The organism is Sphingobacterium sp. 2149, from assembly GCF_031455655.1.
Taxonomy (GTDB): domain Bacteria; phylum Bacteroidota; class Bacteroidia; order Sphingobacteriales; family Sphingobacteriaceae; genus Sphingobacterium.
This window is the reverse complement of the sequence record NZ_JAVDTD010000006.1, coordinates 60209-79202: the sequence shown is the minus strand read 5'-3', so window position 1 is coordinate 79202 and position 18994 is coordinate 60209. Positions and strand designations below refer to the sequence as shown.

The 18994-nt window shown below is 41.0% G+C and carries 16 protein-coding genes; 13 read left to right on the top strand and 3 right to left on the bottom strand.

The features are described 5' to 3' along the window. Window positions 1–28: 28 nt before the first annotated feature. The 3 genes from J2X77_RS10200 (at window position 29) to J2X77_RS10190 (ending at window position 2605) form a co-directional block, all read left to right on the top strand. Window positions 29–595 (top strand): Crp/Fnr family transcriptional regulator, encoded by a 567-nt coding sequence (locus J2X77_RS10200; protein WP_307185384.1) that lies wholly within the window; start codon window positions 29–31, stop codon window positions 593–595. An 84-nt stretch (window positions 596–679) separates the two neighbouring features. Then, complete coding sequence (locus tag J2X77_RS10195) at window positions 680–1294, top strand: GNAT family N-acetyltransferase (protein ID WP_310080613.1); 615 nt, start codon at window positions 680–682, stop codon at window positions 1292–1294. A 237-nt stretch (window positions 1295–1531) separates the two neighbouring features. Next, window positions 1532–2605 (top strand): ATP-binding protein, encoded by a 1074-nt coding sequence (locus J2X77_RS10190; RefSeq protein WP_307185386.1) that lies wholly within the window; start codon window positions 1532–1534, stop codon window positions 2603–2605. Window positions 2606–2635: 30 nt separating this feature from the next. On the opposite strand, the gene J2X77_RS10185 is transcribed toward J2X77_RS10190, so the two are convergent. Further along, window positions 2636–4057: a PLP-dependent aminotransferase family protein gene (locus J2X77_RS10185; RefSeq protein ID WP_310080611.1), complete on the bottom strand. Its 1422-nt coding sequence runs from the start codon at window positions 4055–4057 to the stop codon at window positions 2636–2638. A 100-nt stretch (window positions 4058–4157) separates the two neighbouring features. Here J2X77_RS10185 and J2X77_RS10180 point away from each other — a divergent pair, with 100 nt between their 5' ends. Together J2X77_RS10180 and J2X77_RS10175 are read left to right on the top strand one after the other, a co-directional pair. Continuing rightward, a complete protein-coding gene (locus J2X77_RS10180; protein ID WP_307185388.1) occupies window positions 4158–4658 on the top strand; it encodes a cupin domain-containing protein in 501 nt (166 codons plus the stop codon). A 21-nt stretch (window positions 4659–4679) separates the two neighbouring features. Continuing rightward, window positions 4680–5579, top strand: coding sequence for a dihydrodipicolinate synthase family protein (locus tag J2X77_RS10175; RefSeq protein ID WP_307185389.1), 900 nt, complete (start codon window positions 4680–4682; stop codon window positions 5577–5579). A 136-nt stretch (window positions 5580–5715) separates the two neighbouring features. Here the strand turns inward: J2X77_RS10175 and J2X77_RS10170 are convergent, their stop codons facing one another. Continuing rightward, window positions 5716–5892 (bottom strand): hypothetical protein, encoded by a 177-nt coding sequence (locus J2X77_RS10170; protein ID WP_310080608.1) that lies wholly within the window; start codon window positions 5890–5892, stop codon window positions 5716–5718. Window positions 5893–5897: 5 nt separating this feature from the next. Here J2X77_RS10170 and J2X77_RS10165 point away from each other — a divergent pair, with 5 nt between their 5' ends. The 8 genes from J2X77_RS10165 (at window position 5898) to J2X77_RS10130 (ending at window position 17758) form a co-directional block, all read left to right on the top strand. Beyond that, window positions 5898–6344, top strand: a complete 447-nt coding sequence (locus tag J2X77_RS10165) for a GNAT family N-acetyltransferase (RefSeq protein WP_307185390.1) — start codon at window positions 5898–5900, stop codon at window positions 6342–6344. Window positions 6345–6980: 636 nt separating this feature from the next. After that, window positions 6981–7586, top strand: coding sequence for an RNA polymerase sigma-70 factor (locus J2X77_RS10160; protein ID WP_310080605.1), 606 nt, complete (start codon window positions 6981–6983; stop codon window positions 7584–7586). Between the two features lie 104 nt (window positions 7587–7690). Then, a complete protein-coding gene (locus tag J2X77_RS10155; protein WP_307185392.1) occupies window positions 7691–8863 on the top strand; it encodes a FecR family protein in 1173 nt (390 codons plus the stop codon). A gap of 214 nt (window positions 8864–9077) precedes the next feature. Continuing rightward, window positions 9078–12515 carry a TonB-dependent receptor gene (locus J2X77_RS10150; protein WP_310080603.1) on the top strand — a complete coding sequence of 1146 codons (3438 nt, stop codon included), beginning with the start codon at window positions 9078–9080 and terminating at the stop codon, window positions 12513–12515. A gap of 11 nt (window positions 12516–12526) precedes the next feature. Continuing rightward, window positions 12527–14152, top strand: a complete 1626-nt coding sequence (locus tag J2X77_RS10145) for a RagB/SusD family nutrient uptake outer membrane protein (RefSeq protein ID WP_310080601.1) — start codon at window positions 12527–12529, stop codon at window positions 14150–14152. Window positions 14153–14224: 72 nt separating this feature from the next. Continuing rightward, entirely contained in the window at window positions 14225–15367 is a 1143-nt protein-coding gene (locus tag J2X77_RS10140; RefSeq protein WP_310080599.1) for a SusE domain-containing protein, read from the top strand. A gap of 13 nt (window positions 15368–15380) precedes the next feature. Further along, window positions 15381–16505, top strand: coding sequence for a glycoside hydrolase family 76 protein (locus tag J2X77_RS10135; RefSeq protein WP_310080597.1), 1125 nt, complete (start codon window positions 15381–15383; stop codon window positions 16503–16505). A 68-nt stretch (window positions 16506–16573) separates the two neighbouring features. Then, window positions 16574–17758 (top strand): glycoside hydrolase family 76 protein, encoded by a 1185-nt coding sequence (locus J2X77_RS10130; RefSeq protein ID WP_310080595.1) that lies wholly within the window; start codon window positions 16574–16576, stop codon window positions 17756–17758. Between the two features lie 325 nt (window positions 17759–18083). Here J2X77_RS10130 and J2X77_RS10125 read toward each other — a convergent pair whose 3' ends face one another. Then, the gene (locus J2X77_RS10125; protein ID WP_293884857.1) at window positions 18084–18797 is read right to left on the bottom strand and encodes a DUF3667 domain-containing protein; all 714 of its coding nucleotides are present in this window, start codon (window positions 18795–18797) and stop codon (window positions 18084–18086) included. Between the last annotated feature and the right edge of the window lie 197 nt (window positions 18798–18994).

Here is an 18994-nt window from a genome sequence, read left to right as displayed (position 1 = left end):
GGTTATTCGTTCACATGATTTTATATATATGATGCTTTACAAAAATTATGCAACCTCCGTACTGAAAGATCTAAAGACCGCCATAGATGAGCAGATCGCAGATTTTGTTGAGCTGGTCAAATTTCCAAAGAACACCTTATTATTATCACCCGGACAGCGAAATTTGTATTATTATGTGGTGGAGACCGGAATCTTAGTGAACTATTATATGAGAGACACGGAAGAAGTTGTTACAAGCTTCACCTTTCCTGGAGATATTGTAGCGGATTTTAGAACAGCCGTGTTTAAAGTCAAAAGTACCGACTATATTAAGGCACTTAGCCCCGTGACGGTTTATCGTATTTCTGTAGCTGATTTTGATATGTTGAAAAAAGACAATACTATTTTATTAGCGTTGGAGAGAAAACTAATTATTGCCTACACACTTCTTTTAGATGAACGTTTACGATTTATTCAGCATACAACAGCTTTGGAACGATATCAATTTTTGATGGATCATTATCCACAGTTAATTTCTACCGTCAGTACCCGATATATCGCATCTTATATCGGCGTTAAAGTGGAAACCTTGAGCAGGATTCGCGGCAAAATTTAGACGCAATTTATAGGTGCGTCTGTCTACTGATTTTATTGACAATTGTCATGTTTATTGGTGTTTTAATTTCAGTTTTTTGTATTTATGGAAAACAAGAAAGTAAATAAGACAGATGCTGCCCGCGTGGTAGATGTTATATGTAGTTCATTTGTAGATGATCCTTGCTTTAAGTGGATGATTGGAAAAAAAAACTTTGAAAAAAAGATTTATTTTCTCGCAAATTATATCGTAGAAGAAACATTGATTAATGGCGAGATATTTATTGATCCAACCAGAAATGCTGTAGCATTGTGGCAATCTCAAAACAAAACGCGTCTAACAGCGGCACAACTATTTAGAAATCTTAAGTTCTTACTTTATATGGGGCCTTCGACAGTTTTCCGTTCACTCAAGCTGTTGAAACTTAAGGATGCGCACATAAGCGATCAAAAACCATATTTATATTTGGCATGTATCGGTGTAATGCCTTCGCGACAGGGGAAAGGCTTGGCAAAAGGATTATTGGATCCTGTTTTGACTGAGGCCGAAAATTCTGGAAAAGATGTCTATCTGGAAACTGCTAATCCATTGAATGTAAGAATTTATAGGAAAAAAGGTTTTGAGATTATTGACGAAGTGGCGTTATCCGATATCAGAATGACGTTTATGGTAAGGCGCAGTTCAACTATGGATAAGACCAAGAGTGTCATTAAAGATTAGTAAAGGGCTGAAAGTTTCATTGAAATCCCCATACAGCTCTGTATAAACAACCAGTAAAATTAGCAGCTATTGGAAAAATAAAAAAATAAATTTTCCTACCCTGCTTCTGAGTAAAATACTGCTCACTAAATGCTGTTAAGACGTATAAATGGCCTTTTACCAGGTTTTGTATAGGTAGGGAAGTCAAAACAATATCTATTTTAGCTTGTTTTTAAGGGTAAAATATACTGTGCTTCTATGAATAAAGACAATAAAATTGAAGACTTAACTCAACTCAACGAAGACCTGGAAAATTATTTTAGCAATACCATCGTCCCACAATTATTTGTGGATGCGGACTTAATATTAAGGAAGTTTACTCCGCCAGCGATGAAGCAATTTGATCTTAAGCCAGAGTTCATAGGAATGTCCCTTGAAAATGTAAGGGGAAATTTTCGATTTCCGACTTTTATCAATAATATAAATACCGTTATGGCAACTGGTAAAATCCTGGAGAAAGAGATACAGACAACAGATTTAAGGTGGTATCAGATGAATATACTTCCTTATCATGTTCGTAAAGAGAACCGGACAAACGGTGTGATTATTACATTTGTCGATATTACTCCGAGGGTGAAAGATCTTAAGGAACAAGAACGGCTCGTTTTGGAGCATGAGTTGCTGCTAGATACGCTAGCCCATGATATCAAAAATCCATTATTAGTACTCAACCTTACATTTGGGTTAATGAAGGAAGTAAAGGATAAAAATTCCCAGAAATTCCTGCCTTTAATGCAAAATCACGAAAAAAGCTTGATAGAGATAAAAAAAATAATTCACGATCTGACCGAAAGTCGTTGGGAAAAGCAAAAGTATCAGGCATCATCTGAATTGGTCGATCTTCCTAGTATTTTAGAAGACGTACGTTTGAGTTTAGCACAGCAGCTTATAGAAACCGATGCGATTATTCGTGATGATTTAGCTGTTTCGGAATTTAATTTCGTAAGGCGTAAGCTGCGTAGCGTGCTCTATAATTTAATCCATAATGCGGTGAAATATACCCCAGAGACACGCCCTCCGGAAATTCTAGTGAGATCATTCATCGCGGGTGACTATATTGTTGTGTCTGTCAAGGATAATGGGATCGGTATGGGAGCTGAGGATAAGCAAACAATTTTTGAGAAATTTACGCGGGCTACCAAATTGGTTGATGGATCCGGAGTAGGGCTCTATCTGGTAAATACTATTGTCAAGCAAGCGGGTGGAAAGATAGACTTAATCAGTGAACCTGGACAAGGGACTGAAGTAAAGATCTTTTTAAAGCAAAGTTAGTTTAAATTGTTTACAATTGAGACTATTTACTTATAGCACCTTCGACAATGCGATAATTCCTTCTTCCAAATCTTTTTCAGATAGTGATCCATAACCTAACCGGATGCCTGTTACCGGCTTATCGAGGCTATAAGTATTGGGTAGAATGATTTGAATTCCGACGCTGTCTAATTTCCCAGCAACATACGACCAATCCACGTCCTTATTCGGAACTATCCAAAATGCTAAACCACCTTCGGGGAAGGTAAATGTTGCTTTGTCGGCGAAATGTTTGTTTAACAGACCCGCCATAAAATCCCTCTTAGTTCTGTAATAATGACTTGCCTTTTTGATATGACGCTTAATCGTACCATCCTTGATAAGTTGTAACACTGCCTGCTCCATAATACCATCTCCCTGAACATCAATTATTTTTCGCAGGCTGCCCGCATTTTTGATTAAGCCAGTGTTATTGCTTACCAGATAGCCAATACGCAATGCTGGGGCTACTACCTTGCTTAGCGTACCGATATATACATAGTTTTTTAGTTCTGAAAAACCTGACAACGGCAATAGCGGACGGTATCCGAAGTGAAACTCATTGTCATAATCATCTTCAATAATAGTAAAACCATAGGTGTTGGAAAGCTGTATTAATTCCAATCTTCTCTTTAAACTCAGGGTTGCCGTCGTCGGATATTGATGGTGCGGCGTTACGTAAATAGCCTTTATTTTTTTATAAGATTTCAGATAGTGACTCACCTCTTCCATGATTAGACCGTTGCGATCTACATTAACTGGCAACAGCGTGGCCCCCGCATGTTCAAATGCTTCCCATGCGGGTTTGTAACCAGGGTTTTCTATCATCACATAGTCGCCTTTAGTAAAAAGACATTGTGAAGTGAGATACATCGCCATTTGACTTCCTCTTGTGATGCAGATATGATGTTCGTTTACCTGCATCCCCCTTTGATGATTGAGCATTTGAACAATTGTTTTACGAAATTCAAAATCTCCAAATTCATTGCCATAGCCCATCATCTGCCACTTAGCTTTTTGGTTGAAAATTTGACGATAAGCGCGAGCTAGCTCACTAATAGGAGCAATTTTAGTATCCGGATGCCCATCATCAAACCGTAAATGATAATGCTGGTTTGCAGTACGCTGTATACTTCCAGTTAACTTATCACTACTGTGCCCATCTTTAAAATTAGGCAATGTATCAGCGACAAATGTACCCTTTCGTTCCTTAGAAACAAGCCAGCCTTCAATCAGCAGTACATTCAGCGCTTCTACAACCGTATTCCTATTGCCTTTTAATAGTTGTGCCAAGTTTCTGCTTCCGGGTAAAGCATCACCAGGATGTAATCGTCCCGAATGAATATCTTTTATTAGAGCATCGGCAATTTGTAGGTAAACAGCCTTACGCAATTTCTCATCTAATTGTATTTCAAACTTCCAATCGCGTAACATCTGGACTATCAATTTTTGTAAAAACTGCATCATTAATACAGTCCAAAAATACAATACTTTTGTCATGCAATAGTGCAAAAAACAAATAATAATTTCAGTAATGGCAAAATTAGAAACAGCTGCAGAACTAAAGAAGTCTATTCATGAAGAGCAAAAACAATTCAGTTCAAAAGATTTTCATCAAACATTTGCCCGGCCAACATATGTAAAGCCATCACATGTTATCCATAAAAATGTTGAGAACGCTGGGGTACATAATCAATTTTCGGAGGAAAGAAAGCATCCGGTATTCTTTGTGGATCTGCCAAGTAAGAATGTGAGTATGACTATCGGTGGTTTACTGTCTGGACAGAAAACGCATTTACATCGCCACACCTATGAGACCGTTTTGTATGTGCTCGAAGGTAAGGGTTGGACAAAAGTGGAAGATGAAATTGTGGAATGGGAAGCAGGTGATGCGGTCTACATTCCGTCGTGGGCGTGGCATCAGCACCAAAATCTGAGCGATAGCCAACCAGCAAAGTATATTGCCTGCGAAAATGCGCCACAACTTCAAAACCTCGGAGTAGCACTCCGTGAAGAAGAAGGAAGAGATTTTTAATTTTTAAATGAGATTTACACAATGAGCACAGTACCATTTAAAGGTGTGATTGCCTATCCCATTACACCATTTGACAACAACGAGCACATCGATATTCCCTTGTTTAAAAAGCAGGTAGAGCGATTAGTGACAGCTGGAGTACACGGTATTGCTCCCTTGGGGAGTACTGGCGTTATGCCTTATCTGAATGATGGTGAAAAAGAAGCCATTACGGAAGCTACGATGCAACAGGTGGCAGGCAGATTGCCTACACTGGTAGGGGTTTCAAATCTTACAACGGAGCGAACCGTTTATCATGCAAGATTTGCCGAAAAAGCAGGAGCAACAGCGGTAATGATTATTCCAATGAGCTATTGGAAACTTACCGATGACGAAATTGTAAAGCACTACGACAAAGTGGCGTCCAAAATTTCTATCCCTATTATGGCATATAACAATCCGGCTACGGGCGGCGTGGATATGTCGCCTACATTGTTGAAACGTCTACTGGAGATTCCAAACGTCACGATGATTAAGGAGAGCACTGGAGATATTCAGCGAATGCATTATTTGAGAAAGGTATTGGGCGAAGAAGTCGCTTTTTTCAATGGTTCGAATCCGCTGGCTTTGGCCGCTTTTTCTGCAGGTGCACGGGGTTGGTGTACCGCTGCGCCTAATCTGATACCTGAACTGAACATAGCGCTTTATGACGCCATTGAGAAAAATCATCTAGACCGGGCGAGAAGGGTTTTCTACCAGCAGATTGAGCTGCTGAAATTTATTGTCGCCAAAGGTTTACCACGCTCCATAAAGGCAGGTCTGGATTTGCTCGAAGTAGGTGGCGGTGGATTTAAAAGCCCTATTCAGTCCCTCGATGAAATGGAAATAGCAGAACTGGCTGGCATACTTTCAGCTATGGAAAACGAAGTTTATCAAAGTTAAAGCTTGCTGGTGTACAACCTCTTTTCAGCATTGTTACCGGCTAATGCAAATGTAAGTCTTGTAAAAGCCCGGGAGCCTATTCAGAGCTTTCGGGCTTTATATGTTCAAATCTGATTATAAACAGCGTACAATAACGTCAAAAGCAGACGAGTAATTCATGTAAAGCCCCGGATAGCCCATTCAATACAATTAGGATCAATGTAAGATCGAAAGCTGTAACCAATTTTAAGCACTGAAACACCAGTTTTTTAATAAACTGTACCACTAGGCCCAGCTCACTATCATCTATTTTTGTACCATCAATAAAAATCATAAAAAATGGAGTTTAATATTAAAAAAGTAGGTCTCAACGAATTAGACGAAACCGCAGAACTATTTAACCTTTACCGGATTTTTTACCGCCAGAACGAAGACTACCAGCAATGTAGAGAGTTTGTGCGGGAACGAATGATTCACGATCAATCCACTATTTTTGTGGTATATGCAAATGATAAAGCTGTTGGTTTTGTACAGCTATACAAATTGTACCATTATATTAAACTGGCGAAGCAATATTTGTTGAGTGATCTGTTTGTGCATCCTGATTATCGCGGACACGGTTTATCGGTAGTATTAATAAACCAAGCAAAACAATGGTGCGTCGATACGGAAGCCTGCGGATTGATGCTTGAAACTGAAAAGACAAACGATATAGGTAATAAGCTCTATCCACGTTGCGGTTTCGAATACGATGGCAATCATAACTATTATTACTGGTGGAAGTAAAAAAATACAACAGCAGTACATACTAGTATTAATGGGTTGGCAATGAGGGTTTTTGTTGTAAAACAGTTCGCTCAAGTACCGTTAAATTTCAGCCAAAAGTTCCACTTTTAGAAAAGGCTAAAAAGGAGTAGAATGCAGTAGCTTTCTACTCCTTTCTTTGTTATTAAGGCTGTTTGTGTTCGATGTGATCCTGCTTGCTATCCGGAAAAATCTACTGTTTAGCTCCTATTTCAAATGGTATAACAGGATTCCCTATTTCATTCCAAACGATTCGGAATTAAGTGATGAGCGTGATTCGCACTATTGTTCAGAAAATTAGTTTTCGGATCAGCAACCAAAAATGTAGTTAACGAATAACACGGTTGCTTGGGAAAAAAAGAATAATATAGGCAAAACCGTTTTAGTTTTTAGTACATTTGCATATAACCATCTTAGATAGTCCTTATGCAAGTTAAACGATAAAGGGGGAACGGCAATATGATGAAATATTCGTGCTTCACGTAGTTATCTTGTATGGCGCTCACTAATTTATGAGCCTTACTAGTTTATACCATAACTTTTAAGATTGGAAATAGATAACCAAATACAATAAACGTTTAGCAATATTTGCTATCGAGGAAAGGGTAAAACTTGACCATGGATACACAAAAATACGACTACGCTGAAGAGAAGTCTGTCTTGATCTCCCTTCGTTCCGGCTGCCAGCGTGCTTTCCGGCAGGTCTACAGTATGTATAGTGGGCGTATTTATCTCAACATCCGTAAGATGGTCAAGTCTGAAGAAGATGCAGTCGAACTGTTACAGGAAGTATTTATTAAAGTATGGGATAAGCGGGAGTTGATTGATCCCGAGCAGTCTTTTCGATCTTATCTATTCCAGATCGCTAAATATACTGTCTATAATTTTATCCGACGAAATAACCTCGAAAAACAAGTTCAGGCCTATCTCAGCCTTCACAATACAGCCTTATACAGTCACGTCGAAGAGGAACTCTATGAAAAGCAGTATGAAGAATGGCTGTCACAGACCATTGACCAGCTGCCGCCGCAACGCAAACTGATCTACAAGCTTTGTAAAATTGAGGGCAAAACCTACGCCGAAGTAAGCGACTTATTGAGTATATCGACTTCTACAATTAACGACCATATCGTAAAAGCTACGAAATATATAAAAGAGAAACATGGGATCCTGGATAAATCCACATTGCTCATTATTTCATTTTTACTTCTCCAACAGCATTAACGCATAAAATTTTCATTGCACAGAAAAAAAGTAAAATAAATTTGCAGACAGAGCAGATGATCTATACCGCTGAAGTGTATTAGCTGAAAAGAGAGTAACCAATTGTGGAAAAGAAAACACTTCAATATACGCTAAGGCAGTATATACAGGGGAAACTTAGCGAAGAAAATTCCCGTGCGTTTTTGTCCTATGTAAAATCAGGCAAGGATAAAATATTACTTCAAGAACTCATTCAGGAGGTTTTGGAAGATCCCATCGATCAACATCTGTTGGATGATCCAACCTTATTGGCTGTACTGGATAATACCTGGGACCAATTGCATCTTCAGATCAATAAACCGAAAACAAGATCGCTGTGGGATTGGAAACGTATCGGCGCAATCGCAGCGGCTATTATTGGACTGTTTTTTATTGGTCGCTGGTTTTTTGCCGTTGAACATAAAAGCGTAGCTCCGCAAGCTGCACAAAATGTAATATCGCCGGGAAAACAATCCGCCACCTTAACGCTGGCCAACGGCAAGCAGATTCGTCTACATGAAGCACAGAATGGTCGGCTTTTGGAACAATCGGGCATAAGAATCTCTAAAACAACGGATGGCCAACTGATTTACGAGGTCAGCGGTAAGACGCAAGGCGATAGCGAACATAATACCTTATCGACAACCAAAGGAGAAACCTATCGGATTAAACTACCTGATGGTACACTGGTATGGCTCAATGCGGCCTCTTCGCTCAGCTATCCCGTTAGTTTTGCCAATCAGAAAGACAGAACTGTCGCACTGACCGGTGAAGCTTATTTTGAGGTAGCGAAGGATGCCAAACAGCCCTTTATTGTTCAGGCAGCAGATCAGCAGGTCAAAGTGCTCGGTACTCATTTCAATGTAAACAGTTATGCCGACGAATCGGCGGTACAGACTACTCTTCTTGAGGGTCGTGTGCAGGTCAGTTCCCATAATCAAAAATTGCTATTAGCGCCGGGAGAGCAGTCGAGCCTTACAGCGCATGGGGTGCTAAAATCCCATCCAATAGATACAGCTCCGGTTATTGCCTGGACAAACAACGAATTTATGTTTGACGAAGATGATATCGAAAGCGTGATGCGCAAGGTTGCACGCTGGTATAATGTCGAGGTCATCTATCAGGGTAAAAAAACAACCGAGAAATTTGGTGGCGGAATATCGCGTTTTGATGATGTTCAAAAAGTCTTAAGCCTGCTCGAAAAAACGGGTGCCGTACATTTCAGAATAGACGGAAAAAAAATACATGTACTTCCGTAATGATCCTGTAAATAATTAATTACACAATAACCTAAATAAACGAACCGATGAACAAAAAACGACAAAACGAATAGCCACAAAGGTGGGGGTATAAAAAAGCAACCAAGATCCTGAAGGGACTCGGTTGCCGTTAGGGACAATTAAATTTAACTATCCAATCTGCAGTATGTTTCTGTTTTGGACGACTCGAATACACTGCAAATAAACCTTACAAATGTATCAAAATTATATCAGAAAAAAGGAGATAGCGTATCTGCTATTCCGTAAACTATGGCTTATTATGCGATTGACAACCATAATTATCTTGGTTACTTTTATGCAGGTTAGCGCTACCACCTTTGCACAAAAGGTAACATTAGAATACTCCAACATGAGCCTTAAGAAAATATTTAGGGAACTCAAATCCCAGACGGGATATAATTTTCTGTACACGGAACGGCAGATGGTAAACGCGAAGTCTGTTGACATAAAAGTTAGGGACCGTCAATTGTCGGATGTATTGGACCAGATTTTTAAAGATCAGCCATTGTCTTACCAGTTGGATAATAAGACTGTGGTCATTTATGATAAGCCAAAAGCTTCTATAAAGTCCGCACCGATGGCGTTTACGATGACCCCAAATCAGGTTCCTGTAAAAGGACGGGTGACCAATGACCGTGGCGAACCGCTCGCAAATGTCTCTGTGCGGGTCAAAGATAATGAATCTATAGGTACTACCACCAATGGTGATGGTCTATTTACGCTCACAAACCTTTCGCCCAAAGCGACCCTGATATTCTCCTCTGTTGGTTATGATGCATTGACCGGGGAACTGTCCTCCCTGCGGACCGATGGATCGGGGCAGCTCAATGTAATCATGAAAAATAGCAACAGTCAGCTCGAAGAAGTTATCGTAATCGGCTATGGTACCACGACACGTCAGCGTGTTGTCGGCGCCGTTGATCAGATCAGTGCGAAGACTTTTGAAAACCGACCTGTAGGCAATGTAACGCAAGCTCTTCAGGGAGCCTCGCCCAGCTTGACCATCCAACAGAAAAGCATGGACCCCAACGATAATTCGATGAATATCAATATTCGTGGGATATCTACCATAAACAGTAATGCACCGCTGGTGGTGATCGATGGAATTATTACAGAAGGTGGAACGCTCAATAAGATCAATCCGGATGATATCGAAACGGTGTCGGTATTGAAAGACGCAGGTTCTACGGCGATATACGGTTCAAGGTCTGCCAATGGCGTTATTTTGGTAACCACCAAAAGAGGACGCCAAAATCAGCGGCCTGCAGTGACTGTCGGCACACAGTGGGGCGTGCAAGAACCCAAAATTTTATTTTCACCGGTTGCAGGATATGAAAATGCGACCCTTCGTAATCTTGCGCTGACCAACTCAGGAATGGATCCTCAGTTTTCACCAGCGGCTATCGCAGACTTATATGCCCATCAGGATATCGAGCGGTGGAACTTGCCGGAAATCATGAAGAACTCTTTCCAGCAAAAATATAATATCAGTGTGGCCGGGGGCGGCGATAAAAGTTCCTATTTGTTTTCAGGCGGCTTCTACAATCAGCCCAGCAACTTTGTCGGACAGGACTTTGGCATTAAGCGGTACAATTTGCGGAGCAACCTCAGTACAGAGATAGGCCGTTTTAAACTGACCTCAATCTTAGCCTATACACGCAACAACAACATGAGCAATACGGCCGGAAGTGCCATTATCAATGCTTCCAGACTTCCGCCTTATTACTACTATCGCATGCAGGCTGACAATGGAAAATATCTTGTCAACAATGCACTGACAGATCAAAATCCTTTGGCTGAACTGAATGAAGGCGGCTATATCAAAAACGATAACGACTATTTTAATATCAACCTGAATCTCGAAGCAAAACTCTTCGAAGGTTTAAAACTGCGTGGTATCTTCGGAGCGGACATCTATGCCGATCACCGTTCTATCCGTAGAATCCAGGTGCCATTATATTCCAATCCGGACGCCACGCAACCTCAGGTCTACGTCAATTCAGACCGTAATACGGAAGATTTTAACGAAAAAGCTTCCTTACTGAACTTTCAGCTGCTCCTGGATTATGACCGGACTTTTGGCAGTCATCATGTATCAGGTCTATTTGGAGCATCCAACGAATCCTATACACGCCGACAAAACGAACTGAAAATGAAATTTACTGATCCTATCCTCGGTACACCTACCACAGGAACAGTTATTGACCCTGTGAGTGCCCGTGTAACACCAAATGGGACACTGCAAAATAGTATCAATTCGATCTTCGGTCGTGCCGGATACGACTTTGCAAGTAAGTATTTTGCCGAATTTAGCTTTCGCTACGATGGCTCCTCTAAGTTTTCGAAAGCTAATCGCTGGGGCTTCTTTCCTTCGGGATCCCTCGGATGGCGGGCATCCGACGAAGTATTTATGAATTGGTATAAACAACATGTCGGTAGCCTAAAAATCCGATCTACCTATGGTGTTCTTGGCAATCAGGCCGTAGACGACTACGCGTATTATTTTACCTATGAATCCTATCAGAACAGTTATGGATTTAACAACAAACCTGTTTCTGCTGCAGGATTTAATTATGCCAGTCTGGATCTACGCTGGGAGAAAACCTATAATTTCAATGTTGGGTTGGACGCCACCTTTTTTCATGATAAATTGACGGCCAGTTTCGATTATTTTAAAAAGCGTACGGTTGATATATTGATGTCGCCACAAATACCTTCCACATTCGGAACCTCCCTAAAGAATCAGAATTTAGGTGAGATGAACAATGAGGGCTGGGAAATCAATCTTAGCTACCGTGCTACAACAGGCGATTTCCAACACACGATCAATGCGAATATGGGCGATAGTCACAATAAGATTATTGCGATGCCCGGCGATGACCGTATTTCGACAGTCGATAACATTACTAAATTGACGCGTGTTGGGCTACCTTATAATTCCTATTATGGGTACAAGATGGCCGGATTCTTCCAAAATATAACGGATATTGAAACTTCGGCCTTACCGAGCGGTATTGCTGCAGCAGATCTGCGTCCCGGCGATGTAAAGTATGTGGATCGGAATAACGATGGAATTATCGATGCACGGGACCGCTTTGTGTTGGGCAACGGTTTCCCGAGGTTTACATTTGGGCTGACCTATAACCTGAATTATAAAGATTTTGATTTTAGTATGTTCTGGCAGGGGGTAGGCAAGCGCGATATGATGATCCGCGGAGAATTGATCGAACCATTTCATCAGAATTATTCCTATACCATTTATCAGCATCAACTCGATTACTGGACACCGACTAATATTGATGGACGCTGGCCACGATTGACTGCAAATGGATCAACAGCGTCGACCAACAATTTTGGGAAAGATTCTGATCTCTATCTTTTCAACGGGAAATATGCCCGATTGAAAAATATACAGGTAGGTTATTCGCTGCCAAAAGAACTAGTGTCGAAATTGGGATTGCAGCGCGTTCGCTTTTTTATCAATGCCCAAAACTTGCTGACTTTGAGCAAAAACTCCTGGATAGATCCCGAATCCTCCGAATTTGATTCTAACATGGGTGGATCGGCCAATAGTGCCCGCAATTATCCGACGTTGAAATACTATGGCGGTGGATTAAATATTCAATTCTAACCTTTTATGTAATGAAACTATATAAGATACTTGTAGGAGGCTTGAGTTTAATGGCAATTCTCCAATTAACATCCTGTAATAAGTTGGATACGCTGCCAACAGATCGTTTTACCGATGAAAATTTTTGGGACTACGCAGACAATGCCGAAAAAATCGTCAATATGGCCTATAATCAGCTGTATTCAGCAGATCGTATGTGGAATGATGAAGCCCTAAGTGATAATATTTTTGAGGGGCGCTCAAACACAGACCAGCGTGCAATCCGTAATGGAACTGCCGATCCGACACTGGGCCGCTTTGGGGCAGAGTGGTCCGATCTCTACGGCGGTATTAAGACCTGCCATGTCTATTTAGAGAATGTGGAGCGTGTACCCGGAATGGATGCGGCACTCAAAAAACGCCGTATCGCCGAGGTGCGCTTTATACGTGCATTTCTCTATTTTAGACTTGTTAATTTCTATGGCGCTGTGCCTTTCTTCACGAAAGATATCTCAATGGAAGAGTCCAAGGCTCTACCACGGACAGAAAAAGCGACTATTATGGCATTTATCCATCAGGAGTTGGATCAATGCATGGCCGATCTACCGAACAAAGATGCTTTACCGGCAGACGACCGCGGCCGGATTACCAAGGGCGCCGCTTCAGCCTTTCAAGCCCGGGCCTACCTGTATGAAAGTAATTGGAATAAAGTAATAGAGTACTGTGAAAATCTGATGAAAAAACAAACGGAATTTGGAACTTACGCATTATTCCGCAGTTATCCTGAGTTGTTTACTGCAGCCAATGAATATAATTCAGAGGTTATTCTGGATTATGCTTATGTACCTCTTTTAAAAACCTGGAATAAGTTATATGATGCAGCACCGATCTCTGCACAGGCACGTTTGAACGGTTATGCACCATTACAAAGTCTGGTTGATAATTATTTGACACTGGGCGGAAATACCATTGCAACGGATCCGCAATATAACGACAGTAATCCCTATGTCAACCGCGATCCACGCATGGCCGCAACCATCGTCTTTCATGGCGGACAATGGACTGATTTTGAAGGTACAACACGCAAGATCTTTATCAAACCCGGCTCGGGCACAACCGACAAGGAACGCCTCGACGAATATCAGGGGGCCAGTGCCAACGCTTCCGCGACAGGTTATTACGTAAAGAAATACTACGATGTAACAGCAACGGTAAAATATGATGCCGGATTGAACATCATCATGTTCAGGTACGCCGATATCTTATTGATGTATGCAGAAGCAAAAGAAGCACTGGGACAACTGAATGCCGCAGTATGGGACATGACGATCAGACCTATTCGTCGGCGGGCAGGTTTTGAAGCATCAAAAGCGCTGGACTTCCCGACGACCGGGGACTTAAAAACAATGGTCCGAAATGAGCGGAGAAGCGAGCTCGCACTTGAGGGATTGCGTTACTATGATATCATGCGCTGGAAGGCGGGTAAAACTTATTTGGACGGCCAGGTATTGGGCGCTAAATATGGTGGTAACAATAGTAATATCAAACTGGATATTCGTCGATTTGATGAAAGTAGAGACTATCTCTGGTCGATACCACGAACCCAGATCGATCTAAATAAAAATTTATTTCCTAACAATCAGGGCTACTCAAACTAAATTAATTAAAAAACAAGCGCAAACGGCGCATTAAAAAAATGCACGTTTCGAACCATAAATAATGATAAAGACATGAAATGGTATTTTAAAGTTATAGCAATGGTCGCATTGGCTGCGAGCATCGTTTCCTGTAAAAAAAACGATATGAAATACGCTGACGCAGAGGTGTCTGCTGTTGAGAACCTATATGCCCCTGCAGATGGAAAAGCTGTCAAATTATTAAGTTCCAGCTCCGCAGCGCTGTATTTTGAGTGGGAGTCGGCCTTGGTGGCCGACGGTGGGGCAGCTCAATATGAAGTTGTCTTTGACAAGTCCGGCGGCGATTTTAGCAAGCCTCTATATACAGTCACCTCGGATAATAATGGAAACTCAAACGGCGCCAATATCAGTCACAAAATATTGAATCAGGTAGCAACAAAAGCGGGGATCAACCCTGGTGAGAGCGGCGATGTAATCTGGTCAGTCTATGCTATCCGTGGAATGAAACGGGTGTTGAGCAAAGCTAAGAAGGTATTGAACATCAAAACACTGGAAGGCTTTGCGGAAATCCCGGATGATTTATTTATCACTGGAGAGGCAACTGAGGGTGGGACGGATGTTGCCGCATCTTTACCTTTTAAATTGGTGGGGAATGGTGAATATGAGATCTTTACAAAATTGGAAGCCGGAAAAAAATATATTTTTACGGATCGCAAGTCTGCTGAGGGACGTATTTTCTATTCGGAAGATCAAACCAAAATAAAAGAAGGTGAAACCGGAAGTAACAGCATTGCTAAGACGGCAGTATATCGTATTCGAATTGATTTCAATGTTGCAGCAGTGACCTACACCGAGATCAAAAACGTGGGCGTTTATTTCTCGCCATCCGGAGCTGTGGTGTTGGATCTACCTTATCAAGGGAAGGGAATTTGGTCTGCTACAGGTATCATCAATTTTAAACAGGAAAGTTGGGGCCGCGACCAACGGTATAAATTCCAAATGGAAACCGTCAAGGCCGGAAAGGCTGAAACCTTACAGCTGGGAACTCAAAACGGTACGGACAGTCCTCCAAATAGTTCATCAGCTCCTTCTTATTATTTCGTTCGCATATTGCCCAATCTCTCGCAATGGGACGATAAATGGAAATTTGCGGATGCCGTAGACGGCCATCCAACAAAAATAGCGATGATTTTACAAGGCGACAAAGACTATACGCATACTGTAGTACCAAATTAAAGGAGGAGACCCGATGAATAAAATGATTATACTGTCATCCATAGTGTTTCTACTCTTTGGATGCACCAAGATTGAGGACAGCTACCCGTATGAAGACTCCGTAGACGAAAGCTGGACAGCTATTGCAACACAGGTTTCCGATAAGATGATCGCCGGGTTCTGGAATGAGTCCGGATATTTTAATAATGCGATCAATCAATCCGATCTGGGATTTCAATATTGGCCCAACGCACATGCCATGGATGTTGTTATCGATGCTTATCTACGGACGAAAGATGCCAAGTATAGTGCCTATTTCAGCAAATGGTTTGAAGGTGTGAAGATCAAAAATGGCAATACTTATTATAATGTATTCTATGATGATATGGAATGGAATGCATTGACCATATTGCGCTTATATGAAATTACCAAGGAGCAAAAATATCTCGATACGGTATTACTTTTATGGAAAGATATTACTGGTGCATGGGATGAGCAATATGCAGGCGGCGGATTGGCTTGGAAGAAAGATATGCGCTATAGCAAAAATGCTTGCTCGAATGGGCCAGCTAGCATTCTGGCAGCTAGATTATATCGTTTGACAAAAGATGAAAACTACCTGACCTGGGCAAAGAAGATCTACGAATGGCAAAAGGCAACCTTGTATAATCCGTCAACAGGTGCTGTTTATGATAATATTAATGGTCAGACAGGTAATGTGGATATGACGACCCTTACGTATAATCAGGGAACGTTCCTTGGTAGCGCGGTTGAGCTTTTTAAGATTACGAATGACCAGCTTTATCTAGTTGATGCGCAAAAAATTAGTTATTACACGATCACACGTTGTATCGATGGCGGGAATAATATCTTGCGCGACGAGGGAAATGGCGACGGCGCATTGTTTAAGGGAATATTTATACGATATTTCGTAGACTATTTAAATCAGGGAGGAATTGATGCAGCCTACCGCAGTAAGTTTGAGAAGTTTTTGGTCAATAATGGTAAAATTGCCTGGACTAAGGGAACGAGTCTACCGACGTTGTTCTTTGGCCCATCCTGGGCGCAGCCACCGATTGGCAACAGTGAAATTACGGCCTATACAAGTGCAGCCATGCTCTTTGAAGGATTAGCAAGCTATCAAAATAAATTAAAATAATTGAACGAATACAAAGAAGCCTTCGTGATCCAACAGGTTCCGAGGGCTTCTTAAAGAATTATATGCAGATGAAACAAATTACTAAAATAACGACCACTGTATTACTGTCAGGCTTATGCTATCTTACCAGCAATGCACAGCGCAGCAAAGGACAGTCTGCTGAAAGAGCCCAAGAGACTTTAACTGTTATTTATGCTAAATATGGAAATGCGAACAACCATCTGTTAACGGAGAAATTTCCATATGACGAAAGCTTTAAAGCAGACTATCTTGATAATCCCGAACAGGCAGCCGGGCAAAAGAAATATGCCTACCTATGGCCATTCTCGGGAAGCTTTTCCGCTGTAAATACATTGATGGAGCTCCCGAAGAACAAAGCTCTTTATCAAAAGATCCTGGACCAGCGCGTGCTGCCGGGATTAATGGAATATAGGGATCATTCCAGGGAGCCTGTTGGTTATGCGTCCTATATCAATTCTGCTCCGGCATCAGACCGGTTTTATGATGACAACGTTTGGCTCGGAATCGATTTTACCGATAGCTATGTGCAGACAAAAAATATTGATTACTTGAAGCATGCAGAAGAGATCTGGACTTTTGTGAAAAGTGGTGAAGATGAAAAGCTTGGCGGTGGAATCTATTGGTGCGAGCAGAAGAAAGAGTCTAAAAACACCTGTTCGAACGCTCCTGCAGCAGTATTTGCACTCAAACTGTTTGAGGCAACAAAAGACAAAGAATATCTCAATGAGGGGCGACGTCTGTATGAGTGGACGAAAGCAGGACTGCAAGATCCAACGGATAACCTGTATTGGGATAATATTCAGCTCAATGGAAATATTGGTAAGGCCAAGTATTCCTATAATTCCGGACAGATGTTGCAAGCAGCGGCATTGTTATATAAGCTGACTAAAGAAAAAAAGTATCTCCTTGATGCACAGGTTCTAGCAAAATCCTGTTTAAGCTATTTTTTCCAAACTAGGGATGGGGAAAATTTCCCAATATTAAGGAATAGTAATTTATGGTTCCATGCCGTAATGATGCGAGGGTATGTTAGTTTATTTGAACAGGATGCTAATAGAACCTATCTTGACATTTTCGCTAAAAACCTTGACAGGGCTTGGTACAAAATGAGGGATCAATACGGACTGTTTGATGTTGATTGGACTTTAGAGAAGAAGCAAACGTCTAAGTGGCTATTGGATCAATGCGCTTTTGTGGAAATGTATGGACGTTTAGCGCAGCTAGGGTATTAGTCAAGCTTAATATCATCATTTACCTATGTTAACGCCGACATAGACATATTTACCTCCTTTGTGTACTTAGTGGCTAAACAGCAACGTTTTGATTGGGTGCTGTCCAGTTTGTCCGTTACTATCTAAACGGACAAACTGAAAACATACGCTACACCAAAGTTTTTTTACACCTACTTTTTAGCCACCTTTTTCTCCAAATATCCGCTGAATAATACCATTAAATAAGCAAGTAAATCAAATATTAAGGTAAGCCACGGAGTGTGAGCTAACCCTTTGTTAACAATAACCCACCCGCCAATAGTTGTCACAATAGTATTACCTCAGTTTAACCGATCATGTAATCAATGGTTAGACCCAGTAGAAGGACCATTACGGAAAATGTGATTAATCCTAAAACATATGCAGCCAGTGCTTTAAAGTAATTTCCTGCCTTTTTAGCGTCGAAGAATTGTCCTATTGCCCAAGAGCAATATACGATCCCTACAATGCCGCCAACATTAGCTATACGCATATGAGTGACACCTTGCAATATGGAAAATACGGCATAAATGAGCATGCCCATTCCCATGACAAAGCATAGTAAGATTAATATTTCAAAAAAGTTATAATTATACTTTTTAAAAAATAGCTGAATCCATGCCGCAATAAATACACCCATAATGAGGTTTGCATAACCATAATGCCCCTGTACCCACGCAAACAGTACTCCTGTAGTGGATGGCTTAGCTTCGTTGTAATGGACATATTTGTCTTCAAGATGGAAGAAGTGCGTGATAATGGAGTATATCAACGAAGTCACAATAATGAATATAATCGGTTTGACTAGCCGACTTCGATTTTCCGAAATGTATTTTTTTACATTTTGGCCGGGAGTGATAATAAGTTCTTTGATCGTATATAATATACCCCTTTCAAAATGAAGTACATGCTCAATTTCATGAGTAATGTAATGTGCGTCTATTCTTTTGAGAACCGCTGGCTGTCCGCAGTCTGGGCAAAATTTTGAAGCAATGGTAGTTCCGCAGTTTTTACAGTTCATATATCAGTGATTTTTGAGTTAATTGAGCTGGCGAGATGTATTTAGTAGACGTGCAAGAGTTTCCGTATTACTAAAGTAAAACATTGCAAAAAAAAATTAATACGGTTTAAAAGTAGACAGATTAATAGGAAGAGCATCTTGTTTGGTATTTATTTATTTTGCGCGTTTCATTTGGTGTCGGTTGTTATATCCATCAA